This window comes from Pseudonocardia nigra (genome assembly GCF_019396355.1).
GTDB classification, from domain to species: domain Bacteria; phylum Actinomycetota; class Actinomycetes; order Mycobacteriales; family Pseudonocardiaceae; genus Pseudonocardia; species Pseudonocardia nigra.
Map to the genome: position 1 here is coordinate 1 of NZ_JAHKRK010000080.1, position 23,083 is coordinate 23,083.

The following is a 23,083-nucleotide window of genomic DNA, read 5'->3' on the forward strand; positions in this document are numbered from 1 at the left end:
GTCGCACCGCCGCCGGGGGTGGCGTCATCGCGGCCGTTGGGCTCCTCGGGGACTACGCTGAGCACGGGTCGTACCTTCCCGACCGGCGTTGGCGCGCCGATCTTGCTTGAGGGCTGAGAGATCACCGAGAGGGTACGACCCCTCCTCGTCATCCACAGGTCTCAAGCATTGCTCCCCTGGTCTGCCAGTATCTCGTCCTGTTCGGTCGTGTGCTCGATGATCCGGCAGACCAGCGCGTGGTCACCCGGGATCTCGTCGACGACCGCCTCCAGTGCCCGCAGCTCCCCCCGGAGCCGACGAAGCTCGGCGATGCGCCGGGTGATGTCGCGAATGTGGTCCCGCAGCACCTCGCGCACGTGCTCGCACGGGGCGCGGCCCGCCTGCCGCAACGCCAGCACTTCCCGGATCTCCTGCAGGCTCAGTCCGAGGTGCTGGGCGGCCTTGATGAACGCGACGCGGGCCTCGTCCTCAGGGCTGTAGATGCGGTAACCGCTGGAGGTGCGAGGTGGCGCCGGGACGAGGCCGATGGCCTCGTAGTAGCGGATGGTCTTGGTGTTCACGCCGATCCGCTCTGCAAGCTCCCCGATCCGCATGCTCGCTAGCTTCCCCCGGAGGGGGAAGGGTCAACCGCAGATGCGGCAGCGCCAGGCATCGGCGATACCTCGACGGGTGACAGTTGGGACTTGACCTTCCAGTGGGGGGAAACCCATAGCGTCGGCTTCACCTGCGCTGGCAAGCGACAGGCGTCGCCGCCGTGGCGACGGTGAGGACAACACGACCGCAACGTGAGGTGATACGGATGAGCACGACCGAGACGACCAACAGCGGGCTGGTCGACCAGCAGCTGATGGACTGCATCCGCTCCTGCGCAGAGTGCGCCGCCGCGTGCGAGGCCTGTGCCAAGCACTGCGCGAACGCCGGGGACCAGGCGATGGCCGAGTGCATCCAGCGATGCCTGGACTGCGCCACGGTCTGTCTGGCCTGCATCCCCCTGCTCGCCCGCGACAGCGAGTCCTACAAGGAGCTGTGCCGAGTGTGCGCCGACCTCTGTGACCGGTGCGCCGCCGAGTGCGAGCGCTACGATGACGCGCGCATGCGGGCGTGCGCCGAGGCGTGCCGCAGGACCGCGCAGATGTGCCGCCAGATGGCGGGCTGAGCCACCGTGCCCCACGCTCCTGCCTCGGATCCGAGGCAGGAGCGTGGTTGGGCTCAGGCTTGATGACAGGGAGGCACTAGCAGAACGACCGGCGAGGTCTTTGACGACCACCTGCGGATCGGCGTGGAGGGCACAGTCGAGGACGACATCGAGCGCAACTACGCCAGCACCGTCGTGATCTTGTCCGCGGCCGGGGTGACCCGCGGCTACGACGGGTTGCGAGACCGGGCCGCGAAGATGCAACGCGAGCTGCCCAACTGCACGTTCCACTACGGCACACGCCTCGTCGAGGGCGAGATGGCGTTCCTGGAGTGGACTGCCGAGGCGGACGGCGCGCGGGTACGCGACGGCGCCGACTCCTATCTCATCCGCGACGGGCGCATCGTCGCTCAGACGATCCATTACACGGTCGAACCGACCAGTTGACGGTGTAACGGTCCCAGAAACAGGGGCTGGCCAGGTCGTGGAGGACGCCAACCACCGCTGGGGGCTGCTAGCGATCTTAAAGAACACGCCGTAGACGCTGTGACGACACGGCGAACAGGACGACAGCCGAGCCGCGGCGGCTCACTTCCGGCGAACGACCCCCGTGGGCAACCTGCTCGGTCACCTCCTCTACGGCGTGGCGCGCGGCCTGACTTCATGGCCCGGGCCGCGCCTGATCCTGCTCGTCACTGCCAGGCGTGTGGGATTCGGGCCGTCTACTGCGAACCTGAGGCGTAGCGGGCCGACTGGGTCTGCCGCAACCACAGCAGCAGGGCGGTGCCGAGCAGGGACAGGACGGTCATGACCAGGGTGAAGTCGAACTTCACGGCGAGGAAGTCCTCGAGGGTGGCGCCGCGCAACCGCTCGGGAATCCACCCCAGCGTGTCGAACAGGTACTCCATGAGTACGGCGGCGACGACCATGGTGACGAAGAAGATCACGAACACGTAGGCGGTGGCTTTCCAGCCGAGAAACCGGCGCCACAGGTCGAGTACCGGGATGGTGATGAGGTCGGCGTAGATCAGCGCGACGACACCGCCGAAGGAGACGCCGGACGCCCACAGGGCGGCGGCGAAGGGGACGTTGCCGATGGAGCCGATGAAGCTGAAGACTCCCGCGAGCACCCCGAGGGACGCGTTGGCTGTCACCCCGGCAAAGCTGTCGGAGGCGGGGAACAGCGCCGGCCAGAAGCCCTCCGGAACCAGCCCGATGATGAGCCCGGCGAGGAGGAAGCCCCACACCACGGATTTGTAGATGCGCCCGATGGTCTGGAAGTACTGCCGGGCCACCCGCTGCCAACCGGCCCGGGTGGACAGCTGCTCCTTCCAGGTGCCCGGTGAATGCACTCCCTGTTTGAACGCCTCGAGCCCGCTGCCCAGATCCTGCTCCTGCAGCCGGGCCCGGGCCTGCTCGAAGGTCTTCTCCGGCAGCGTCAGCCGCAGCAGCAGGTACATGATCGCGATCAGGACGACACCCCCGAGCAGTTCGGCGGCCAGGAACGCCGGCCCGAGCAAGATGTAGATCAAGATCCCGAGTTCGAAGACGAGGTTGGTGGAGGCGAAGCTGAACGCGAACGAGCTCTCGCTCGACGCGCCCTTCTTGAACAGCGTTCCCGTGATCGTCACCGCGCCGAAGGTGCAGGCTGAGCTGATCGCGCCGGCGACCGATGCCTTTCCGGTGCTGAGCAGGTCGCGTCCGCCGAGGATGTCGGCCATCTTGTCTTTGTTGACCAGTGTGTCGATCAACGCGGTGATGAAGACCCCGAGCAGGATCGGCCACAGGGCCTTGTAGAAGAACCCCAGCCCGATCAGCAGGCTGTCAATCAGGTCCTGCAGGAAGCCCATGTTCGGCACCCCTCGTCGTGGCCTGGATCAGGCCGAGTCTGCGGCTTCCAGCCCAGTGGAAGGTCAAGCGCTGAGGTCGACGCATTGGGGTTGACCTTCCACCATGGGGGAACCACTACCGTCGGGCGAAGCTCTTGGGCGGAGGAGGAGCTCATGGCCACGCGGACGTTCGTCGTCGAGGACATTCATTGCGCGGGGTGCGAGATGGCGATCCGTAGGGCGCTGACCCGGGTCGAGGGCGTTCGGGAGGTTAGGCCGGACGCCGCCACGAATCAGGTCTCGGTCGCCTTTGACGAGGCGCGGACCAGCGATCAGGAGATCGGCGAGCGCCTCGCCGCCGCCGGCTACCCCGTCGTCTCGTGATGCAGCGCGCGACCGGGGGTGTCGAGACGGGGGCGAGCATGACGCTGAGCAACAGGGGGCAGGGCTCGGCGTGTGGAGCACAGAACCTGGCGCGGTTCGTTGTGCGTAACCATGCGGTGCAGGCAGCCAGGGGAGCGATCGAATGAGCGGGTGGGGGGACGACGGGACATCGGCGGACCACGACGTGATCGTGGTCGGCGGCGGGCCGGCCGGATTGAGCGCGGCGATCTGGCTGGGGCGCTACCGGCGGAACGCCCTCGTCCTGGACGGTGGCCGGTACCGCAATCGCGGGGTCGAGCAGGTGCACGGCGTGCTGGCCAACGACCCGGCACAGCCGCAGGAGTTGTTGCAGCGGGGACGTGAGGAGTTGGCGCGGTATGCGAGCGTGAGCGTCCGCTCCGGGCAGGTGTCGGCGGTGAGGAAGGACGAGCAGGACCTGTTTCGGGTGGAGCTCGACGGGACCGGCGGGGTCGTGCTGGCTCACCGGGTCGTCCTCGCCACGGGGGTGCGCGACGTGTTCCCGCAGGTGGAGGGCTTCTTCGAGCACTACGGTGCCGATGTCTTCCGTTGCCCCACCTGTGACGAGTTCGACGCGCGAGGCGAGTGCGTCGCGGTGTTCGGGTGGGCGCAGCATGTCGCTGGGTTCGCCATGGAGCTGCTGGACTGGGCAGCCGAAGTCCGCGTTATCACCAACGGCGAGCGGTTCGAAGGTGGCGATGAGCAGCGCGCCGCCCTCGCGGGGCGGGGCGTCGAGATCATCGAGGATCGGGTCGTCGAATTGGTCGGCCCACGAGGGGGCCTGAGCGGTGTCCGGCTGGCCAGCGGCCGGCAGACCGAGTGCACGATGGGGTTCTTCTCCATCGCGCACGAGCCCGAGACGTCCCTGGCCCGCCAACTGGGTTGCGCCACCGACGACGAGGGCTATGTCAGCGTGGACGAGCATCAGCAGACCTCCGTTGCGGGGGTCTTCGCCGCCGGCGACGTCACCCCCGGCATGCAACTCGTGAACGTCGCGGTCGGCGAGGGCACGGTCGCGGGCGTCTCGTGCGCGCTGTCCCTGCCTGTTGCCAACAAGCCGGCCGCGGTCACCTGAGGACTTCCCGTGCGCCTGCTGGTGGTCACCGACGGGACTTGTCCTGCAGCCGAGCTGCGGCAGGTCTTGGCCCTGCTTGCCCGCCCCACCCGGGTGGTCCTGCTCGCGGTGAATGAGCCCCCGCTCGCCCTCGGTCCTCCGGAAGGGGTGCTCGATCCCACCCCGACTCGACCACCCGCAGTGGTCACCGAACGGCTCACCGCCGCTGCGGTCAAGGACGGGCGCCTGGCCTGCGAGGAGTTCCGCGTGCTGTTCGACGGCGACGTCGACATCGAGGTGGTCAGCAGATGCGGTGACGTGCGCGAGCTCGTCGGTGCCTCCGCCGCGCAGTGCGAGGCGCAGCTGGTCGTTGTGGCCGGCTGGCGGAATCCGCCGGGACTGCGGCGCAGCATCGTCGCCCACCTCGACGTCGACCGCCCGATCCTGCTGATCCCATGAACGGTTGGGCGACGAGCACGCCCCGGACGGGGGCGGCTACGCCGACGCCGCCGGGGCCGCACGCGTGAGGAGGGAGGGTACGTGCAGCGACGGCTGAATGGCACGCGGCGGCGCTGGATCGTCGCGGGAATTGTCGCGGTGGTCGTCAGCGCTGGCGCCGCAGCCTACCTCGCGTCCCCGGACGCCGACGTCGCTCCGATCACCGGGCTGCGCCAGCTCGACCTGCTCTATCTCGACGAGCCCGCGCCGGGCCTGGACCGCCTCGGTGTCGATCCCGGCCGGCCCGCGGTCATCCTTTTCTGCGATCCCATGTGCGGTAGCCCGAACATCACCGGTGCCCAGGTGGTGCACAGCAGCGACCCCGAACTGGCCGCCCGCTACGCCCTGCTCACCGCGAGCGGGCGCGTCGGCCCTGGCTACGCCCTCGTCGACGCGATGGGACGGCTGCGCTACCGCACCTTCGACCCCGCACCCGCCGCCCATACCGCGGAGATTCAGATACTCGTCGACGCTCTGCGCACGAACCGATGATCCGCAGCTGGGTCGCCGGGGCCGCGGTCATCGCCCTCGAGGTTCTGCTCTACCTCGAGTACGCCCGGCTCCACGGGCAGTTCCACTACTGGCTGCACGGTCTGATCGGGGCGGCACTCGGCCTGGCCGCGCTCGCAACGGCCCGGCTGATCTCCCGCCGCCGGGGCGACGCCACCATCCGCCCGCGCGTGACCCCCTGGGAGGCCGCGTTTGTCGGCCACCTCTACAGCGCTCTGCCTGACTTCCTCTTCCTCGGCGGCGGAGTCCTGCACGACTACTGGATGGACGTGTTCGCGTTCCACATCACCGCGCACTTCGTCCCCGCGCCCATTCTCACCGCGCTCGCGCTGTTCCTGCTCGCCCTCGCCGGATACGCCCTGGCGACGACGGGCCGGCCCCGCCCGATCCCGACCGCCGCGGCGCTCGGTGCGGGTGCCGTCCTTGCCATCGTCGCACTCATTGCGGCGGCGCCCGTACCCGACGACGTCCAGGACCTGCGCTCGAGCCCACGCCTGGCCTGGCACGTCGGCGATCACACCCACGGCCACGCGGTCGGGACGCCGGGCGCGGCCCGAAGCGCGACCACAACGCCGAGGGAATGCACAACCACCACGGTCGGTGGGGGTGGCTAGCCGAAGCCGACGGGTCGGGCACGACGAGGCGAACGTGCGCGGCGAGCCCGTGATACAGCCCCTCCAATTGCGGCCGGCCGCCGATCTCACCTCTGGTACAGCGTGTCAATGACGTGCCGGGCGACCTGCTCGCCCTGCGACAGGCCGATTTCGATGCTCATCGGGTAATGGATGCCGCCGTAGAGCCGGGAGATCGCGGCTTCCTCGGCTGCGGCGTGGAACGACGCGAAGGACCGGGGCGCGAACGGGCCAGGGGCGTGGTTGTTGTCGGTGAAGGCAGTCGCTCCGGCCAGGTCGGTGAGGACGGTGGCGGCGGCACGGGACGCGACCGAGTGTCCGGAGGTGTATTCGGGGAAGACCGGGGTGGCGACCCAGGGCCGCCATCCGGGGTCGATGTGTGCCCGGATGTAGGTGTCCGGGCGCAGCAGGTTGGTCCGGTACTTCTCGTGCCAGCACGAGGTGAATGCGTCGGCCAGCGCGACGGCGAGCAGCGCGTATAGCTGCGCCGCTCGGTCGAGGGGCCACCCGCGCTGGTTCACGAGATCTCTGGCGATGAGCATCCAGTGCCCGGCCGGGGTGCCGGACAGCCGGGCATTGTCGCTCCAGAACAGCGCGATCTCGCGTTGCTCGTCGGTGAGCGTCAGCCCGGCCTGGTACACCCGCGTCGCCTGGTGGAAGAACGCGGAGCCAGGGTGCGGCGAGAACGGCGCGGGTGGTGGCGGCGGCTGGTAGGCGTCCGCCGCTGGCAGGGCGAAGGGGCGCACGATGCCCCAATGAGGCTCGACCGCCTCCAGCCCGAATTCGGGTGCCCACTGCGCAGCACCGGTGCGGGGCTGGTACGCCCGCCCGACGGTGTCGGCGTAGCCGTCCTCGGCGGCCCACGTCAGGATCCGTTCGCCGACACGGTGCCCGTACTCCGCTGAGCGGGCGATGAGCCCGGCTGGCATCCCCGAGGCCTGGCGTCGCCGGAGTTGATCCTGTTCCATCTGGCCACCCGCTTGTAGCCCACTCGATGCGGCCGCGGAGCCGAACAGTCCACCGACGACCGTCGCCATCGCCGCGCTCGCCGCTGCCGGCCGATCCAGAGGTGCGTCCGGTGTCGGCGTCGCGGGCATCGCGTTGAGCCGTCCGGCGAGACTGAAGGATGCAGTGTGGCCGGCTGTGACCGCCTCGTACAGGGCGACCGCGGCGTAGGCGTAGCTGCGAGCTGCGGCTGGCGGCGAGGTCCCCTCGTTCATCACGAGCCCGTACAACGCTTGCATCCACTCGCCCGCCCCGGCCGTCTCGGTTTCCGGCTCGGCGCTTGCGGCAGGGCCACTGGCCCGCCACCACCCGTAGCCAGTGCCCGCGATCGCTGCTGCGGCCGCCGTCCCTCCCGCCGCCCGCAACACCTGGCGCCGGTTGAGCACCGGCCCATTGGGGTTGTTCAACCCCGCCACTAGCTGTCACCTCACCTGAAGATTCGAGTTACTGGACCGAACGTGAGGCCGATGCGAGGACGGCGCACTGGCGCAGGGCGATCTCGCGACCGAACACATTGCTGTCGTCGTCCGGCAGGCCTTACCGACCTGGCGATGTTCCGTGCTCGTCGAGGACCCGGTCCAGATCCGCGTCCCGGATCAGTCCGTCGAGTCGGGCTACTTCGTGGCCGTCGCGCAGCAGGATCAGGGTGGGGATGGACTGCACCCCGAAGTCGGTGGGTGTCGTCTGGTTGGTGTCGACGTCGATGCGGTAGCCGGTGAACTCGCCGGAGCGCCGCTGCGTGAGCTGTTCGAGCCGGGGCTCGAGCGCGCGGCAGGGTGCGCACGACTGCTGCCAGAAGTCGAGCAGCACCAGCCCGGGCTCGCTCAGGGCGGCGGGGACTTCGGCGTGGTCGAGGATGGGGAAGGACGACAAGGAGCGCTCCTCTCGGCTCTTGGGGGTGGGGTCGGCGAGGCCCGCGGCACTCGCCGACGCCGTTGCTCAGGAGGCCGCCGGCGCGGACTCGTGGTTGTCCACGCGGTCCTCGGGATGCTGGCGGCCGACGCTGCTGATCGCGTCGAACAGCAGGGAGGGGCGCCCACCGATCGAGTTGATGAAGATGGTGGTGACCGAGGCGGCCATGGCGACCATCGCCCACACCGGGTAGACCAGGCCGGTGGTGGCCAGGGGGATGCCGATTCCGTTGAACAGGAACGCCAGGGCGACGTTGTGCCGGGTCCGCCGGTAGGCCGAGCGCGACAGCTGGCGGGCGGTGAGCACGGCGCGCAGGTCGTCGCGGACGATGATGATGTCCGCGGATTCGACGGCGATGTCGGTGCCGCCGCCCATGGCGATCCCGACGTCGGCCTGCATGAGGGCGGGGGCGTCATTGATCCCGTCCCCGACCATCGCCACCCGGTCGCCGCCGGCTTGGAACTCGCGCACGATCTCGGCCTTGCCCTCGGGCAGCACGCCGGCGCGGACGTCGTCGATCCCGAGTTGCTCGGCGATGTGCCGGGCTGCGCGCGCGTTGTCCCCGGTGACCAGCACCGGGCTCAGCCCGGCCGCGCGCAGCTGTGCGACGGCCTCGACCGCATCGGCTCGGATCTCGTCGCCGAGGGCGACGACACCGAGCGGGCGGCCATCGGCGGCGACGGCGACGGCGGTGCGTCCGGCGGCCTCCAGCCGCGCCACCGTCTCGGCCAGCGGCGCAAGGTCGACGCCGCGGTCGGTGAGGAACTGCGGGCGCCCGACCAGCACCTCGCGGCCCTCGACCCGGGCGGTCACGCCGAACCCGGTGACGGAGGTGAAGTCCTCCGCGGCGGGCACGGAAAGCCCGCGCTGCTCGGCCGCGGCCACGACGGCGCGGGCCAGCGGATGCTCCGACGAGGATTCCGCGGCGGCTGCGAGGCGCAGCAGCTCCTCCGCCGACCCCAGGGCTTCGACCTCGCGGACCGCGGGGCGACCCTCGGTGAGGGTGCCGGTCTTGTCCAGCAGGACCGTGCGGATCTGGCCGAAGGTCTGGAACGCCTCCCCGGTCCGCATGATCACGCCCTGATCGGCGGCCTCCCCGGCGGCGCGGACGATGGCCAGCGGGGCGGCGATCCCCACGGCGCAGGGGTAGCCCATGACCAGCACCCCGAGGCCGGCGAACACCGCGCGGCGCACGTCCGGGTCGCCGGCCAGCGCCCAGCTGCCCACCAGCCAGCCGAGCAGGGCCAGCGCGGACACGATCAGCACGGTGGGGGTGTAGACGCGCAGCACCCGGTCGACCAGGTGCAGGATGCCGGGCTTGAGCGCGCGGGCGTCCTCGACGTGGCGCACCACCTGCGCCAGGAAGCTCTCGGTCCCCACCCGGGTCGCGGTGACCAGCAGGCTGCCCGCGCCGTTGATGGACCCGCCGATCACCTCGCCGCCCGGCCCGCGCTCGACCGGCACCGGCTCGCCGGTGACCAGCGACAGGTCCACGGTGGAGTGGCCCTCGCGGACCTGGCCGTCGACCGGGATCCGCTCCCCGGGCCGCACCCGCACGACGTCCCCGACCGCCACCTGGGCGATCGGCACCTCCCGCTCGACCCCGTCGCGCACCACGCGGGCGGTGTCGGGCTGCAGCTCGAGCAGCTTGCGCACCGCCTGGCTGGAGCGGGTCTTGACCAGCAGCGACAGCCACTCGGAGAAGATGTGGTAGTTCACGACCAGCACGCTGACCGCGAAGAACGGCGCGGTCGGGTAGTCCGGGAACACCCCGGTCAGCCCGATGACCCCGCCGGCGATGCCGGCGAACGCGCCGACCTCCAGCAGCACGTGCTGGTTGAGGATGCCCCGTCGCGCGGCCTGATACGCCATCCGCAGGATGTGCGGGGCCACCCCGACCACCACCGCCAGCGCCAGCGCCCCGGTCAGCCAGCCCGCCGCGGTGTCGCCGATCACCCCCAGCTCGCGGGCGAGGTAGGCCACGGCGGCGGGCGCGACGATGCCCAGCGCGCCCAGCCCCGCTCGGGCCCGCCCGGCCGGACGCAGCAGCGCGTAGGACACCGGCACCATCAGCGCCACCACCGACGCCGGCACCAGCACCGACCAGATCCCGGACACCTCGAGGATCAGCCCGATCGCGGCCAGGCTCGCCGCCACCGCGGCCAGCAGCCGCTTGCCCTCGCGGACGAGGTCGGCCTCCTCCTCCTCGAACGGGCGCAGCTTGCGCGGATCGTAGAGGTCGTAGCCGATGTCGCGCAGCGTCCCCAGAATCTCCTCCGGGTCGACCACGCCCCGTTCGTAGTCGATCAACGCCTGCTCGTGGGTCAGGCTGACCGCCACCTGGTGCACACCCGGCATCCGGCCCAACGCCTTCTCGATCGTCCCCGTGCACAGCGAGCAGTGCAGCCCGGCGATCCGCGCCCGGATCCGGGCATGCCCCGGCGTGCTGCTGGCTTCCTCGGCCCACAGTTGATCGGTGCTCGTCTCGGTCGTCGTTGTCATCGCTGCTTCATCTCCTCCGGGCCGCCGTCGCTGCGCACCGTGTAGCCGGCCTGAGTGACGCGGTCGACCACCGCGCCCGGGCCGGTCGTCGCCAGTTCCAAGCGCACCTGGACCCGTCCGCTGGTGTGGTCGGCGACGACATCGCGGACCCCGTCGACCCGGCGGAGTGCAGTGCCGATCCGCTGCTCGCAGCCGGTGCACGTCATCCCTTCCACCTGCAGGGCCACCGTCTCGGTCATGCCTCTGCCTCCTCGCCACGCAGCTGCTCAGCTCGCGTGACACGACGGTAGAACCTTACCCCGGGGGTAAGGTCAAGCGAAGTGGGAGACCCGCGAGGAGGCACGTATGGCGTCGATGACCGTCGGCCGAGCCGCCGCGCTCACCGGGTTGAGCGCCAAGGCGATCCGGCTCTACGAACGCAAGGGCCTCCTCCCTGAGGCCGACCGCACCGAGTCGGGCTATCGGCTGTTCACCGAGGACGACCTCGCCGTCCTGGACTTCATCCGCCAGGCCAAGGCCCTCGACCTGACCCTCGACGAGATCAAGGGCATCCTCGACCTGCAGCGCGGCGGCGAGCAGCCTTGTGGTCGGGTCATGGGCATGCTCGACGCCCACCTCGCCGAGATCGACCAGAGGTTGAGCGACCTGCGCCGCCTGCGCCGCTCCCTGGCCGACGCCCGCCGCGCCGCCACCGCCGCCCGCCGGCGCGGTTCCAGCGCCGTCGTGTGCCGGATCATCGAGCACATGCCGGCCGAACCGGACCAGAAGTGAGCCGGGGCGCGTCTCCCCGCGTCGGCCTGCGCGCGGTGTTCGCGCATCCCGGCTGCCGGCGGCTGTGGTCGGCGCGGACGGTGTCGCAGGGGCGATGTGTTCGCCACGGTGGCACTGTCGCTGTTGGTGTTCGACCTGACCGGGTCCGCGCTCGGGGTCAGCGCGGTGGTGTTCGCCGAGATCGTCCCGGTGCTGCTGCTCGCGCCGTTCGCCGGCACGCTGGTCGACCGGTTGCCGCGCGTGATGGTGATGGTCGGCGCAGACGTGTGGCGGGCCGCGCTGGCCACCGCATTGATCGTCGTCGGCGACAACGTGGCCGTGGTGTACGTGATCGCGTTCGGGCTCTCGGTCGGTGCGGTGTTGTTCAACCCGGCGGCCAACAGCGCCCTGCCGACACTGCCGTCGAGCTCCCGGAGCGCCGTGATCAAGCTGCTCTGGCTGGCCATCCCACCGAGCCGGCAGCCCGGCACCCGATCGTCACCGAGGACGATTTCGGCGACGCACTGGACATGACTACAGCCGGCCGGGGAAGCCGGCGATCGCCTGGGACGACCCGGCCGCCCGGGACGAGCTCATCGACGCCCTCGTGACCGACTCCCACCGGCTGTTGGGGCATCTGCCCGAGGTCGAACTCGACCCGAGGCAGGCGGAGGCGGTGGCGGTGTTGGCGCTGGTCGCCGGGCAGGACGTGGAACCCGCCGAGGGCTCCGAGGGCACCGATGGGCGGTGGCGGATCGCGCAGCGGGTCGCGCCGGACCGGGTGATCTCCACGGTGGATCCCGAGGCACGGCACGGGCACAAGACCCGCTCGCGGCGGCAGGACGGCTACAAGGCTCACATCGTGGTCGAGCCGGACAGGCGGTGTACTGCCCGGACAGGTTGGTCAACCGGCTGATGGGCGGGTGGCCTCCGATGGCGGTGTGGGCGTCGGTGATGGTTGTACTCGTGGAGCCAGGCCGGTAGCGCCTTTCGCCGCTGCGACTCGCTGGCGTAGAGCCTGCGGAACGCCCAGCCGGCGGTCATCGTGCGGTGGAACCGTTCGATCTTGCCGTTGGTCTGCGGCCGGTAGGGGCGAGTCCGTTTCGGGTGATCGCCAGCTCGGCACACGTATCGCGCCACAGGTGCGAGCAGTAGGCCGAGCCGTTGTCCGACAGCACCCGCGACACCGTCACCTCACGGGCGGCGAACCAGGCCACCGCCCGACGCAGGACCGCGGTCGCGGTGGCCGCGGTCTCGTCGTCGTGGATCTCGGCGTAGGCCACCCGGGAGCGGTCATCGAGCACGGTGTGCACGAACGCAGTGCCCATCTTCGGGTTGTGGTGGCGGTTGCGCGGCTTGCCCGGGGTCGCGGCCCGGTTGCGGTCACCACGGGCGCGGCCGACGAACCGCCACCCGCCGCCGTCGGGGATGTTGCCCAGCTTCTTCACATCCACGTGCAGCAGGTCCCCGGGATGGGGGTGTTCGTAGCGGCGCACCGGCTCACCGGTGGCCCGATCGACGTGGGCGAGCCGGTTGATCCGGCACCGCACCAGCACCCGGTGGGCGGTCGAGGGCGCACAACCCACGCGGGCGGCGATCTCGACCGGCCCGAGGCGCTGCTTCCACCGCAGATGCACGATCTTGCGCACGATCGGGAGCGGGGTCGCGTGGGCTGTGGTGCGGGCGTGAGGAACGGTCGAGCATGCCAGCCTCGCCCTCGAGGCGGTAGCGGTCGGCCCACCGCTTCGCCGTCGCCCAGGACACCTGGAACCGCTCCGCCGCTCGGGCAATCGGCCAGCCCTGCTCGACGATCAGGCGCGCCAGCTTCAATCGGGCGCGCGGAGCCAGGGCAGCGTTAGCGTGGGACACGAAGACCTCCCGCGGTCGGGGTGCAAGCCGTCAGACAGCTCCACACCACCGCAGGAGGTCTTCGCTCATCAAGATCAATCAGACCGTGTCGTCACAGGATCTCGACCAACGTCTCCGGTCACTACAGCGCTAGGAGCGGACGCGCTGCGCGGTAGCACCCGCCACCAGCTGTTGACCGCCTCCGAGGATGCCGACCTGGTGCTCGATTCCCGCCATGACGGTGACGACGGACGACTCGCCTCCGCGGCGTTCGTCGGCGCCGCCACCGTGACGATCAACAGGCCCGTCCCAGCATCGGGCACGCCGGCTCCTCGCCCAAGGTCGTCATCGTGCCGAGCCCAGCCCACCCGACCGACGCTGTCGGCGCGGCGCACCGTCGGGGGACGTGGCCCACACCAGCTGACCCCTGGCGGCTGCGGGCCTGGTAGACCACGCTCGTGCGCCGTGCCCCCACCCCGACTCGATGATCGGCATCGCCGACCCCGGCCAGGCCGAGACCGACCTCGCCAGCGGGACGCTGACCTGCCCGTCGTGCACCGGCCCGCTGCAGCCCTGGGGGGCACGCCCGGGCCCGCACCGTGCGCGACCACGGCACGACCACAGTGGCCCTACGACCGCGGCGGGCCCGCTGCCGCACCTGCCGCGCCACCCACGTCCTACTGCCCGCCGTCGTGGCCCCACGCCGAGCCGACACCACGGCCGTGATCGGCTCCGCGTTGCTGGCCAGCGCCGGAGGGGCGGGATACCGGCGGATCGCCGCCGAGCTGGAGCGGCCGCTATCCACCGTGCGGCGCTGGATCCGCGCCGTCCGCGACCCCGAGCACGTGGAGTGGCTACGCGCCCAGGCGGTGCTCTGGCTCGCCCGGGTCGAGCGCGATGTCCTCGCCGACCTCGCGCCGCAGCCCACGCGGCTGGGTGAGGCGCTGACCGCGCTGGCCGCCGCCGCGGTCACCCTCCGGGCCCGGGTCGCCCCGCACGTCCCGCCGTGGACGCTGATCGGCCAGATCACCCGTGGCCGACTCGTCGGGCGAGCGGTGCCAGCCCAGCCGGGCTGAGATTCCGCTCCTGCCGGGTCCTCGCGCGTCGGCAACCAGACGCCACCGTGCCGACGTCGAACCGGCGCGCACGCCGCTGGCTCCCGGCAGCTTGACGACCACGGCGACACACTGACGACCAACCCTGCCCGGTATGTCCGTTCTTCGTCGTCACCGTGAACGGCGCCTACATCGTCATCTTCAGTGGCGGGCAACAGCCTGGGGATGTCCCGCTCGACCCTCTACCGCAGGTTGCGCAGGTTCGGCCTCGACGTCGACCGCTCCCTCCTCTAGATGATCGATTCCAAGGGGTCAGTGGTCGTAGGCCAGCAGGGATCGTTTGATCGGCTGACCGGTGCGGTCGTTGTGCCAGATCGCTGCGGTCAGGGCGAGGACGCGTTGCACGACCCGGACCCAGACCCCGGCCGGTGTGTGGCCGCCGTGCTGTTCCAGGTCGAGCTGACCCTTGAACGTGTCGTTGATCGACTCGATGACCTGCCGCAATGGCTTGAAGAACTCGGTCCCGGGCCGTGGGCGTTCGTCCTTGCGGGCCGGTCGGAGCAAGTCCAGGCCGGCATCGGCGAGTTCGGCCTCGAACTGGCGGCCGTAGTAGTTCTTGTCCGCGATCACGATCTGTCCCGCCCTCCAGGCGGGCAGCTCGGGGTCGGCGTCGAAGATCCCGAGCAGGGTCTGGCGTTCGTCGGCCTTCGCCCCGGCCAGGGCGAACCCGACCGGCAGCCCGTGCAGGGTGCACACCAGGTGCAGCCGTAGGCCCCAGAAGAACCGGGAGTGGCTGGCGCAGTAGCCGTACTCGGCCCACCCGGCAAGGTCCGAGCGCTGCACCGCCTCGCGGGATCGGGCGCACTCGACCGGGGTCGAATCGGCCACCCACACGTTATCGGTCCACAGGGTGGTGTCGCGGGCCAGGACCCCGACCAGCCAGCCGATCGTCGTACCCAGTCGGCGTAGCCGCTTGTTGTAGCCGGGCTGCTGGGGCAGATACCGGAACAGATGCCGCAGGTGGGCGTGGGTGTAGCGCAGCCAGCGCGCCTCGCTGGTGTGCCCGAGCAGGGCCTGCATCACCGCCAACGTGATCAGCTCGGCATCGGTGATCTTCGGAGCGATCCCGATCTTCGGGCGCCACGGAACTCGTTCGGGCGAGGCCTTCAACAGATCGTCGGTTCGCACGTACAGTGCCGTCGCGAGGGTGTCCAAGTCAGCGTCCACGAGAGCCTCCTGCTCTTCGCCTGGGTTAGCAGCGCTGATCTTGGGCACCCTCCACCACATTCAGCGGGCACCACGCCGTACCGACACCCCTTGGAATTGGTCATCTAGAGGGCCTGGGCGCCTGCAGGGCCCCGGCAAGGTCGCGATAAGTGGTCGCTGACCTGCGGCGACAGGCGGGTAGAGGTATGAGTGCGGGCACGGACCCGACGTGATCATGAGGGTGTCTAAGTCCTTGATCAGGTCAGGAAGCCCGTGCCCGCGCTGTCAGTCTCCCCGATCGTTGCCGTCCTTGACCACGTGGAGGTCCCACCCGATGAGGTGAGCACCCCTTCCTCTGCGAATGTGGTGGTGTTGTCGCTGGTAGAAGCCCTTTCAATGGTGCCGGATCCCAGGGCGGCTCGCGGGGTCCGCCACGGTGTGCTCACGGTGTTGCTGCTCGGGGCGTGCGCGGTGTTGGCCGGGGCGCGGTCGTTCGCGGCGGTCGCCGAGTACGCCCACGACGCCGGTCACGCGGTGCTCGAGGTGCTCGGAGTCGGCACGGTGGTCCCGCACGAGTCGACCATCCGCCGGGTCCTGCAGCAGATCGACGCCCTGGCGTTGGAGGCTGCGCTGCAGGCGTGGGCGCTGGCTCATCTCGCCGCGCGAGTGCCGGAGGCCGGCGTGCCGGTGCGGGAGCAGCGCCGGGTGTTGGCACTGGATGGCAAGACCGTGCGCGGCGCCCGCACCCGCGACACCGACGGCGCCGTCGCGGCGCCGCATCTGGTGTCGGTGATCGACCAGGCCAGCGGGGCCGTGTTGGGGCAGGTGCAGGTCGATGAGAAGGGCAGCGAGATCGCTGCGTTCACTACACTGCTCGATCAACTGGATCTCCGCGAGGTCCTGATCAGCGCTGACGCACTCCACACGCACCGCGGCCACGCCCGCTACCTGCACGACCGTGGCGGGCATTACCTGATGACGGTCAAGGCGAACCAGCCCACGCTACTACGCAGGCTGCGAGCGCTGCCCTGGGTGCAGGTCAAGGTCGGCGCCCGTCAGCGGGGCCGCGGCCACGGCCGCGTCGAGACCCGCGCGATCACCGTCATCAGCTTGAACCGATGCCCCGACCTGGGCGGCGAGTTCTTCCCGCATGCCGCCCAGGCCATCAACCTCGTCCGGCGGCGCCGCTCGCTTACCGGCCGCAAGTGGACGACGGTGACCGTCTACGCGATCACCAGCCTGACCACGTTCCACGCCGACCCGGTCCTGCTCGCCCGCTGGATCCGCGGGCACTGGTCGATCGAGAACCAGCTGCACTGGGTCCGCGACGTGTCCTTCGACGAAGATCGCTCTCAAGTCCGAACCGCGCATGGCCCGCAGGTCATGGCCGCGCTGCGGAACCTCGCGATCACCGCGCTACGGCTATCGGGCGCCACGAACATCGCCGCCGCACTGCGCCACCACGCCCGCGACACCAGCCGCCCGCTCGACACCTACAAGATCACATGACCACTTTGCCGGGACCCTGTGGGCGCCTGTTAGGCGCCGCAGAACGGGCCGAGTGTGTCAGTTCCGTACAGCTCCCCCCGCTGTGCGGTGCCTAGCGTGTGCCACCCGGACCTGGGAACAACGGTCATGAGGAGGGCTGAGCATTGACGCTCACCAGTGTCGACCCGCTGCCCGCGGCGCACATCCCGCATCGGGAAGCGGCTACGGAACCGCGCACCCGCCACTGATCGACCTGGCCGGTTCCGATCCGGTGGCGGTCGTGGACCACCTGCGCCGGGCCCGCCGGCTCGTCCTACGCGGCCCCGGGCTCGGCGACGTGCACGTGGAGCGGCCGGCGCAGTGCGACGAGGACGTGGAGTGGCTCGGAGCGTTGGTCCCGACGGTCCTGGCGACGGCGGGCGACCATCGGCTCGTCGTTCGGCTGGCAGCTGCCTTCCTCGCCGCGACTGCCTCGACCGGTGCGAGCGGGACGCAACAGTCGGCGGCCGCGCGCCGCGTGCAGGAGGCACTCGTCGCGCACCTGTCGGGTCCCCGCCGCTCCGACTCCGCGTCCGCCGAGTCGCTCGCCTGCGTCATCCGCGCCGTGACCGACGACGACGTGCAGGCGTTCGTCGACGCGGTCGACGATCTGCTCGGGGCGCCGGTGACCCTGCTCGACGTCCACAACGAGACGGTGGCAACCAGCCGGTCGGAGTACCGGAACCTCGCGACGTCCGGGCGGTCCCGGACGATGCTCGTCGAGGCCGACGGGGAGGTGGCCGGCAGTCTGAAGCTGCCGGCGGCCGGCTGGTGGAGCGCCGGCGAGGAGGAGGTGCTGCGCCACCTCGCACTGCTGCTGCTGCAGCGCAGGCGGCTCGTCGACGAGATCCGGGACGTGCGCCACCGCGCCGCCCTGTCCGACTGGCTGGCCACCGAGATTCCCCCCGCTGCCGGGCCGGTCGGGGCCGTGGGCCAGCCCCGCCCCCCGTGCCGGCCCGTGGTGATCTCGCTGCCCGACCGGGTGGAGGGCCTCCCGGCCCGCACCCTAGGCGAACGCGTGCGACGCGCGTGCGCCGCGCACCCGGAACTGCGCACGGTCACCCTGGTGCCGGGGGACACGGGGCTGCTCGGGGTCTACTCCGACGAGGGCGCCACGGAACCGCACGCCCAGGCTCGTGCCTGGCAGGAGGTCCTCGACGGGCTGGCGGTGCCCGGCCTCGCGGTGTCGGTCGGGCCGCGGGCGTCGGCAGGCGACGAGCTGCGCGCCAGCTATGCCGCGGTCCGTGCGGTGGCGCACCTGCAGCGTCGGAACGCCGGTTACCTCGGCCTCCCGGTCGTCGCCGTGAGTGAGGAGCTGGGTCCGATCGCCGACGTGCTGACGGCGGTGTCGGCCGGCCAGATCCCGTTCTTCGTCGAGCGGGTGCTCGGGGACCTGCTCACCGACAGCCGCTTCGGCGGTCAGCTCATGGAGACGCTCTACGCGTACCTGATGACCTGCGGCAGCCCGCAGGAGTCCGGGCGCCTGCTGCACCTGCACGCATCGTCGGTGAAGTACCGGATGCGGGTGATGAGGCAGCTGCTCGGCGCCCGGCTCGACGACCCCGCGCAGCGATTCGATCTCGAACTCGCGGTGCGGCTCTACCTGGCGGCGCAGCAGTTCGCCGGCGCGACCAAGGAGCACGCGTGAACGCGACGGCCACGAGCGGGTCGGCGGTCGGAGCGGGGACGAGCGACGGGGTCGGCTTCCTCAGCCTGCCGCCCCGCAGCGCCAAGCCACGCTCGTCGGGGATCACCCACGTCCTGGACAAAGGGCTGCCCCCTGCTCTGTTGCGTGCCCACCTGGAGCAGGTCGCCGATGCGGTGGACTTCCTGAAGCTGGGCTGGGGCACCGGCCACGTCGACCGCGCTCTCCGCGAACGGGTCCAGCTCTGTCGCGGGTCCTCCGTGCAGCTCTGCACCGGGGGGACCTTCCTGGAGATCGCCGTCGCCCAGGGCCGGACCGCGGAGTTCGTCGGTGGGCGCGGGCGAACGAGATCGCCGCCGTGGAGGTGTCCAACGGGCTGGGGCTGATCGACAGGCCCGAGAAGCGCGCCCTGATCCGGATGCTGGCGCCGGAGTTCGTGGTGCTGGCCGAGACGGGGCAGAAGAATCCGCTGGCGCAGGTCGTCGCGGCGGACTGGGCGGGCGAGATGTGCGACGACCTCGAGGCAGGCGCGTCCCTCGTCGTCGCCGAGGGACGGGAGTCCGGGACCGTCGGGCTGTTCGAGCCGGACGGACAGGTGCGGGACGCGCTCGTCGACGCGATCGCGCGCGAGGTCCCCCTGGACCGGGTCGTGTTCGAGGCACCGCGGAAGACCCAGCAGGCCTGGCTGATCAACCACCTCGGGCCGTCGGTGAACCTCGGCAACATCGAGCTCGGCGACGTCCTGCCGGTGGAGACCCTCCGGCTTGGGCTGCGTGCCGACACCGCCGGGCTGACCACCGCGGGGATCCCGCGATGATCCCGCTGCCGACGGCGAACACGATCGCACGCCCCTACCGCGGGCTGTCCGTGCAGCGGGTCGCGCCTCCGTCGCACCTGGACGAGCTCGCCGACCATGTCCTGGCCCGACAGGTGTACCGCCGCACCGCGCTCCTTCTCGCCCGCTGGGACGAGGGCGCCGCGCTGCTCGGCGTGCGGCCCGCCCCGGGGGACGGGCTCTTCCGCGACGTCGCCGAGGCGCGGCTGCTCGCCCGTCCCGACGAGCTGGTGTGGATCGACGACCCGGACGTCGACGTGGGGAACGCGACGGCGCTGCCGCCGCGGCGGCCCGGCACCGCGCCGACGGGGTGTCGGCCTACGTGGTGCACGGCCGCTACTCCCACGTCAACCTCATCTGGCGGCCCGACCCGGTGACGGTGCTGGTGGACGAGGTCGTCCCGCCGCACCCCGCGAAGCTCGTCGACATGGTCCGCCGGGCGATCGAGGTCGACGAGGACCTGCCCCCGCTGCGCGTACAGGCCAGGCTGACCTCGTTGCCCGCGTGGCTGAAGGCCCGCGGCAGCGGCCGGTTCCTGCTGCCGTGCCGGGGCGCGGGATCGGAGGCGGGAGAGCGGACCGCGACGATCGACTACCTCGACGACGGCCCGGCCCGCCGCGGTGACTGGACACTGTTCGGGTGCGAGCGGTCGGCCCAGATCCACGAGCACCACTACGGGGACCGGCCCGCGCAGGTCGACTTCTGCCCGGCCCGGCTTCCCGACGGGGGCGCGCCCCGGATCACCAAGTGCTGCCTGCTCGAACGGGGCATCGAGATCCGCGGCCGGACGGCCGTGGTGCCGTGGGGGGCGACGCACCGCGAGGTGGGCACGGCACTGGCCGCGGTCGTTGCCCCGCAGCGCCCGCGACCGGGGGAGACGTCGTGACCGTGACCGGCGGGGCGACCCACCTGCGGGACTCGTTGCAGTACGCCCACCTCTGGGGCACGGAGGAGACTCGGGCCTGGTTCGCCGAGGACCACCGGCTCCGTTGTTGGTTGCGCGTCTACGCCGCACTGGCCGCGGCCCAGGCCGACCTCGGACTCGTCCCCGGGAGCGCGGCCGAGCGGATCGGCGCGGTCGCCGAGAACGCCTCGGTCGATCTGCCCGCGGTCGCCGAGGCCACCCGGCGGACCGGCCACTCCACCGCGGGGCTCGTCGACTGGGTCAGGGCGCAGGCCGGCCCGGACGCCGCGCCGTACGTGGGGCTGGGCGCCACCGTCCAGGACGTCTCCGACACCTGGACCGCCCTGACCCTGCGCAGGGTGGGGGACCTCGTCGGCAGCGACCTCACCGACCTGCTGGCGATGCTCACCGGCCTGGCGCAGCGCCACCGCGCCACCCCGATGGCCGCGCGGACCCACGGGCAGGTGGGCGTGCCGATCACGCTCGGCTTCACCCTCGACTACCGCTCGGCCTACCAGCGGGTGGGAGCGCAGGCCACGGCCGCCGAGGCCCGTGGCGAGGACCGGTTCTCCGATCGTGACCTGAAGGAGCTGAACCTGCCCCACCGGGCCGCTGAGGACCACTCCGCAGCCGTCGCCGCCCGCGCCGTGCCGGGTGGAGCCGCACCGGACGAGGTGGGCCGCTCGGCCCGGCGCCTCCTCCGGCGGTCGGCGTCGCGCCACCAGTGGAACCTCCGGGAACAGGCTCACCGCGACGCCGCCGTCGCGGGGCTCGTCGCGGAGGCCACGGCCAGGGCGGGACGACCCGTCCAACCGGCCGGGTCCGCGTAGCGGGTGCGTGCGGCCGGGCACGTGCTCGACCTCGCCCGCAAGGTTGGAGACGAACGATGGCCCGCGTGATCGTGCCCATCGGTGTCTGTGGTCGCCGCGTGCTTCAACACCGAGGTGGCCGATCGTCTCGGTCAGGCGGGGTTCGATTCCCGTCCGCCTCCACCCGTCCCGCTGCCGGGACGGCCTCCCCGGTGCCCGACCGGGTGACCGGGGAGGTAGCCGGGGAGGGGCCCTACTCGGCCAGCGACGCGATGGAGGTCGGTGCGTCGTCGCGGCCGGTGGCCAGGTCCTCGAACTCCACGATGCCGTCGATGCGCGCACCCATCGCGATGTTCGTGACCCGCTCCAGCATCACCTCGACGACGACCGGCACCCGGAACTCCGCGGTCATCTTCTGCGCGTCCTGGAGGGCCGCGAACAGGTCGTCGGGGGCGTGCACTCGCAGCGCCTTGCAGCCGAGTCCCTCGGCCACCTTGACGTGGTCGACCCCGTAGCCGCGCAGGTCCGGCGAATTGACGTTGTCGAAGCCCAGTTGGACGCAGTAGTCCATGTCGAAGCTGCGCTGCGCCTGCCGGATGAGGCCCAGGTAGGAGTTGTTCAGCAGCACATGGACGTAGGGCAGGTTGAACTGCGCGCCGACCGCCAGCTCCTCGATCAGGAACTGGAAGTCGTAGTCACCGGAGACCGCCACGACGGTGGCGTCGGGGTCGGCGACGCAGACCCCCAGCGCGGCTGGCACCGTCCAGCCCAGCGGTCCGGCCTGCCCGCAGTTGATCCAGTGCCGGGGCCGGTACACGTGCAGGAACTGCGCCGCGGCGATCTGGGAGAGCCCGATGGAGCTGACGTACCGGGTGTCCGGGCCCAAGGCGCGGTTCATCTCCTCGTAGACCCGCTGGGGCTTGATCGGCACGTTCTCGAAGTGGGTCCGGCGTTCCAGGGTGGCCCGCCGCTGCACGCACTCGGCCACCCAGGCACTGCGGTCGGGCCGCGGGCGCTCCCGGGCTGCGGCGATCAGCTCGCGCAGGGCGGCGCCGGCGTCGGAGACGATGCCGCAGTCCGGCGCGAAGATCCGGCCGATCTGGGTGGGCTCGATGTCGATGTGGATGAACGTGCGCTCGCCCCGGTAGACGTCGAGCTCCCCGGTGTGCCGGTTCGCCCAGCGGTTGCCGATGCCCAGCACGCAGTCCGCGGCCAGCACCGTGGCGTTCCCGCTGCGGTGCGCGGTCTGCAGCCCGGCCATGCCCGCCATGAGAGGGTGGTTGTCCGGCACCGTCCCCCAGCCCATCAGGGTGGGGACGACGGGGACGTCGACGAGCTCGGCGAACTCGACGAGCAGCCCGGCCGCGTCGGCGTTCACGATCCCGCCGCCGGCCACGATGATGGGCCGTTCGGCGCGGTCGAGCAGGTCCAGCGCCCGCTCGACCTGGTGCCGCGTCGCGGCCGGCACCGCCACCGGCAGCGGCTCGTAGGTGTCGACGTCGAACTCGATCTCGGTGGTCTGCACGTCGATCGGGAGATCGACCAGCACGGGACCGGGACGCCCGCTGCGCATGAGGTGGAAGGCCTTCTGCAAGGTGCCGGGCACCTGCGCAGCCTCGAGCACGATCACCGCCCACTTCGTGACAGGTGTGGCGATCGCGGCGATGTCGACGGCCTGGAAGTCCTCCTTGTGCAGCTTGCCGACCGGTGCCTGTCCGGTGAGGGCGAGGATCGGGACGGAGTCGGCCATCGCCGAGTACAAGCCGGTGATCATGTCGGTACCGGCGGGACCGGACGTGCCCACGCAGACGCCGATGTTCCCGGCGCGGGTGCGGGTGTAGCCCTCGGCCATGTGCGAAGCGCCCTCCATGTGGCGGGCGAGCACGTGCTCGAGCTGGCCGTCGTGCCGCATGGCGGCGTAGAACGGGTTGATCGCCGCGCCGGGGATCCCGAACACGTGCGTGATGCCCTCGCGTCGGAGCACTGCGACGGCGGCGTCCGCTGCGGTCATACGAGCCATGACGG

The 23,083-nt window shown here is 71.2% G+C and carries 21 protein-coding genes and 5 pseudogenes; 17 read left to right on the forward strand and 9 right to left on the reverse strand.

Annotation, left to right across the window (positions count from 1 at the left end):
- Nucleotides 1-161 precede the first annotated feature (161 nt).
- Nucleotides 162-593, reverse strand: coding sequence for a heavy metal-responsive transcriptional regulator (locus tag KME75_RS20000; RefSeq protein WP_219416385.1), 432 nt, complete (start codon nt 591-593; stop codon nt 162-164).
- A gap of 206 nt (nt 594-799) precedes the next feature.
- Between KME75_RS20000 and KME75_RS20005 the strand changes: the two genes are divergently transcribed.
- Nucleotides 800-1,156, forward strand: a complete 357-nt coding sequence (locus KME75_RS20005) for a four-helix bundle copper-binding protein (protein ID WP_219416386.1) — start codon at nt 800-802, stop codon at nt 1,154-1,156.
- A gap of 123 nt (nt 1,157-1,279) precedes the next feature.
- Nucleotides 1,280-1,582, forward strand: coding sequence for a nuclear transport factor 2 family protein (locus KME75_RS20010; protein WP_219416387.1), 303 nt, complete (start codon nt 1,280-1,282; stop codon nt 1,580-1,582).
- A 275-nt stretch (nt 1,583-1,857) separates the two neighbouring features.
- Here the strand turns inward: KME75_RS20010 and KME75_RS20015 are convergent, their stop codons facing one another.
- Nucleotides 1,858-2,985, reverse strand: coding sequence for a permease (locus KME75_RS20015; RefSeq protein ID WP_219416388.1), 1,128 nt, complete (start codon nt 2,983-2,985; stop codon nt 1,858-1,860).
- A 153-nt stretch (nt 2,986-3,138) separates the two neighbouring features.
- Between KME75_RS20015 and KME75_RS20020 the strand changes: the two genes are divergently transcribed.
- From KME75_RS20020 to KME75_RS20040, 5 genes are all read left to right on the forward strand, one after another.
- Nucleotides 3,139-3,348 (forward strand): heavy-metal-associated domain-containing protein, encoded by a 210-nt coding sequence (locus KME75_RS20020; RefSeq protein ID WP_219416389.1) that lies wholly within the window; start codon nt 3,139-3,141, stop codon nt 3,346-3,348.
- A 142-nt stretch (nt 3,349-3,490) separates the two neighbouring features.
- Nucleotides 3,491-4,441 carry an NAD(P)/FAD-dependent oxidoreductase gene (locus tag KME75_RS20025; RefSeq protein ID WP_219416390.1) on the forward strand — a complete coding sequence of 317 codons (951 nt, stop codon included), beginning with the start codon at nt 3,491-3,493 and terminating at the stop codon, nt 4,439-4,441.
- A gap of 9 nt (nt 4,442-4,450) precedes the next feature.
- Nucleotides 4,451-4,879, forward strand: coding sequence for a putative universal stress family protein (locus KME75_RS20030; protein WP_219416391.1), 429 nt, complete (start codon nt 4,451-4,453; stop codon nt 4,877-4,879).
- Between the two features lie 81 nt (nt 4,880-4,960).
- A complete protein-coding gene (locus KME75_RS20035; protein ID WP_219416392.1) occupies nt 4,961-5,410 on the forward strand; it encodes a hypothetical protein in 450 nt (149 codons plus the stop codon).
- Nucleotides 5,407-6,042 carry a hypothetical protein gene (locus KME75_RS20040; protein WP_219416393.1) on the forward strand — a complete coding sequence of 212 codons (636 nt, stop codon included), beginning with the start codon at nt 5,407-5,409 and terminating at the stop codon, nt 6,040-6,042. Before KME75_RS20035 ends, KME75_RS20040 begins: the two co-directional genes overlap by 4 nt.
- An 86-nt stretch (nt 6,043-6,128) precedes the next feature.
- Here KME75_RS20040 and KME75_RS20045 read toward each other — a convergent pair whose 3' ends face one another.
- The 4 genes from KME75_RS20045 to KME75_RS20060 form a co-directional block, all read right to left on the reverse strand.
- Nucleotides 6,129-6,989, reverse strand: a complete 861-nt coding sequence (locus KME75_RS20045) for a vanadium-dependent haloperoxidase (RefSeq protein WP_219416394.1) — start codon at nt 6,987-6,989, stop codon at nt 6,129-6,131.
- A 613-nt stretch (nt 6,990-7,602) separates the two neighbouring features.
- Nucleotides 7,603-7,938, reverse strand: a complete 336-nt coding sequence (locus tag KME75_RS20050; RefSeq protein WP_219416395.1) for a thioredoxin family protein — start codon at nt 7,936-7,938, stop codon at nt 7,603-7,605.
- Nucleotides 7,939-8,004: 66 nt separating this feature from the next.
- Nucleotides 8,005-10,479, reverse strand: coding sequence for a heavy metal translocating P-type ATPase (locus KME75_RS20055; RefSeq protein ID WP_219416396.1), 2,475 nt, complete (start codon nt 10,477-10,479; stop codon nt 8,005-8,007).
- Nucleotides 10,476-10,718 carry a heavy-metal-associated domain-containing protein gene (locus tag KME75_RS20060; RefSeq protein ID WP_219416397.1) on the reverse strand — a complete coding sequence of 81 codons (243 nt, stop codon included), beginning with the start codon at nt 10,716-10,718 and terminating at the stop codon, nt 10,476-10,478. Before KME75_RS20060 ends, KME75_RS20055 begins: the two co-directional genes overlap by 4 nt.
- 106 nt (nt 10,719-10,824) lie before the next feature.
- Here KME75_RS20060 and KME75_RS20065 point away from each other — a divergent pair, with 106 nt between their 5' ends.
- From KME75_RS20065 to KME75_RS20075, 3 genes and pseudogenes are all read left to right on the forward strand, one after another.
- Nucleotides 10,825-11,250 carry a MerR family transcriptional regulator gene (locus KME75_RS20065; protein WP_219416398.1) on the forward strand — a complete coding sequence of 142 codons (426 nt, stop codon included), beginning with the start codon at nt 10,825-10,827 and terminating at the stop codon, nt 11,248-11,250.
- Between the two features lie 96 nt (nt 11,251-11,346).
- Entirely contained in the window at nt 11,347-11,763 is a 417-nt protein-coding gene (locus tag KME75_RS20070; RefSeq protein WP_443690183.1) for an MFS transporter, read from the forward strand.
- Nucleotides 11,753-12,106, forward strand: a pseudogene (locus tag KME75_RS20075) (IS5/IS1182 family transposase); the annotation flags it as partial. The gene KME75_RS20070 and the pseudogene KME75_RS20075, both read left to right, overlap by 11 nt.
- 7 nt (nt 12,107-12,113) lie before the next feature.
- On the opposite strand, the pseudogene KME75_RS20080 reads toward KME75_RS20075, so the two are convergent.
- Nucleotides 12,114-13,098 (reverse strand): annotated as a pseudogene (locus tag KME75_RS20080) (IS481 family transposase); the annotation flags it as partial.
- A 575-nt stretch (nt 13,099-13,673) separates the two neighbouring features.
- On the opposite strand from KME75_RS20080, the pseudogene KME75_RS20085 reads away from it, so the two are divergent.
- Together KME75_RS20085 and KME75_RS20090 are read left to right on the forward strand one after the other, a co-directional pair.
- Nucleotides 13,674-14,153 (forward strand): annotated as a pseudogene (locus KME75_RS20085) (DUF6431 domain-containing protein); the annotation flags it as partial.
- Between the two features lie 183 nt (nt 14,154-14,336).
- Nucleotides 14,337-14,426 (forward strand): helix-turn-helix domain-containing protein, encoded by a 90-nt coding sequence (locus KME75_RS20090; protein WP_219416401.1) that lies wholly within the window; start codon nt 14,337-14,339, stop codon nt 14,424-14,426.
- Between the two features lie 18 nt (nt 14,427-14,444).
- On the opposite strand, the gene KME75_RS20095 is transcribed toward KME75_RS20090, so the two are convergent.
- The gene (locus KME75_RS20095; RefSeq protein WP_219416402.1) at nt 14,445-15,359 is read right to left on the reverse strand and encodes an IS982 family transposase; all 915 of its coding nucleotides are present in this window, start codon (nt 15,357-15,359) and stop codon (nt 14,445-14,447) included.
- Nucleotides 15,360-15,611: 252 nt separating this feature from the next.
- Here KME75_RS20095 and KME75_RS20100 point away from each other — a divergent pair, with 252 nt between their 5' ends.
- The 5 genes and pseudogenes from KME75_RS20100 (at nt 15,612) to KME75_RS20125 (ending at nt 21,079) form a co-directional block, all read left to right on the forward strand.
- Complete coding sequence (locus KME75_RS20100) at nt 15,612-16,847, forward strand: ISAs1 family transposase (RefSeq protein ID WP_219416403.1); 1,236 nt, start codon at nt 15,612-15,614, stop codon at nt 16,845-16,847.
- 250 nt (nt 16,848-17,097) lie between these two features.
- Nucleotides 17,098-18,513 carry a PucR family transcriptional regulator gene (locus tag KME75_RS46030; RefSeq protein WP_219416404.1) on the forward strand — a complete coding sequence of 472 codons (1,416 nt, stop codon included), beginning with the start codon at nt 17,098-17,100 and terminating at the stop codon, nt 18,511-18,513.
- Nucleotides 18,510-19,327: pseudogene (locus KME75_RS20110) on the forward strand (phosphosulfolactate synthase). Before KME75_RS46030 ends, KME75_RS20110 begins: the two are co-directional and overlap by 4 nt.
- Nucleotides 19,324-20,231 (forward strand): annotated as a pseudogene (locus KME75_RS47460) (XcbA family protein). Before KME75_RS20110 ends, KME75_RS47460 begins: the two co-directional pseudogenes overlap by 4 nt.
- The gene (locus KME75_RS20125) at nt 20,228-21,079 is read left to right on the forward strand and encodes a lyase family protein (protein WP_219416407.1); all 852 of its coding nucleotides are present in this window, start codon (nt 20,228-20,230) and stop codon (nt 21,077-21,079) included. Before KME75_RS47460 ends, KME75_RS20125 begins: the two are co-directional and overlap by 4 nt.
- Nucleotides 21,080-21,311: 232 nt before the next feature.
- On the opposite strand, the gene gcl is transcribed toward KME75_RS20125, so the two are convergent.
- Nucleotides 21,312-23,078 carry a glyoxylate carboligase gene (gene gcl / locus KME75_RS20130; protein WP_219416408.1) on the reverse strand — a complete coding sequence of 589 codons (1,767 nt, stop codon included), beginning with the start codon at nt 23,076-23,078 and terminating at the stop codon, nt 21,312-21,314.
- Between the last annotated feature and the right edge of the window lie 5 nt (nt 23,079-23,083).

Bases quoted from the DNA above. Each gene is read 5' to 3' on its own strand.
- KME75_RS20000 (WP_219416385.1), bottom strand. From the start codon at position 593: ATGCGGATCGGGGAGCTTGCAGAGCGGATCGGCGTGAACACCAAGACC.
- KME75_RS20005 (WP_219416386.1), top strand. From the start codon at position 800: ATGAGCACGACCGAGACGACCAACAGCGGGCTGGTCGACCAGCAGCTG.
- KME75_RS20015 (WP_219416388.1), bottom strand. From the start codon at position 2,985: ATGGGCTTCCTGCAGGACCTGATTGACAGCCTGCTGATCGGGCTGGGG.
- KME75_RS20020 (WP_219416389.1), top strand. From the start codon at position 3,139: ATGGCCACGCGGACGTTCGTCGTCGAGGACATTCATTGCGCGGGGTGC.
- KME75_RS20025 (WP_219416390.1), top strand. From the start codon at position 3,491: ATGAGCGGGTGGGGGGACGACGGGACATCGGCGGACCACGACGTGATC.
- KME75_RS20040 (WP_219416393.1), top strand. From the start codon at position 5,407: ATGATCCGCAGCTGGGTCGCCGGGGCCGCGGTCATCGCCCTCGAGGTT.
- KME75_RS20045 (WP_219416394.1), bottom strand. From the start codon at position 6,989: ATGCCAGCCGGGCTCATCGCCCGCTCAGCGGAGTACGGGCACCGTGTC.
- KME75_RS20055 (WP_219416396.1), bottom strand. From the start codon at position 10,479: ATGACAACGACGACCGAGACGAGCACCGATCAACTGTGGGCCGAGGAA.
- KME75_RS20060 (WP_219416397.1), bottom strand. From the start codon at position 10,718: ATGACCGAGACGGTGGCCCTGCAGGTGGAAGGGATGACGTGCACCGGC.
- KME75_RS20065 (WP_219416398.1), top strand. From the start codon at position 10,825: ATGGCGTCGATGACCGTCGGCCGAGCCGCCGCGCTCACCGGGTTGAGC.
- gcl (WP_219416408.1), bottom strand. From the start codon at position 23,078: ATGGCTCGTATGACCGCAGCGGACGCCGCCGTCGCAGTGCTCCGACGC.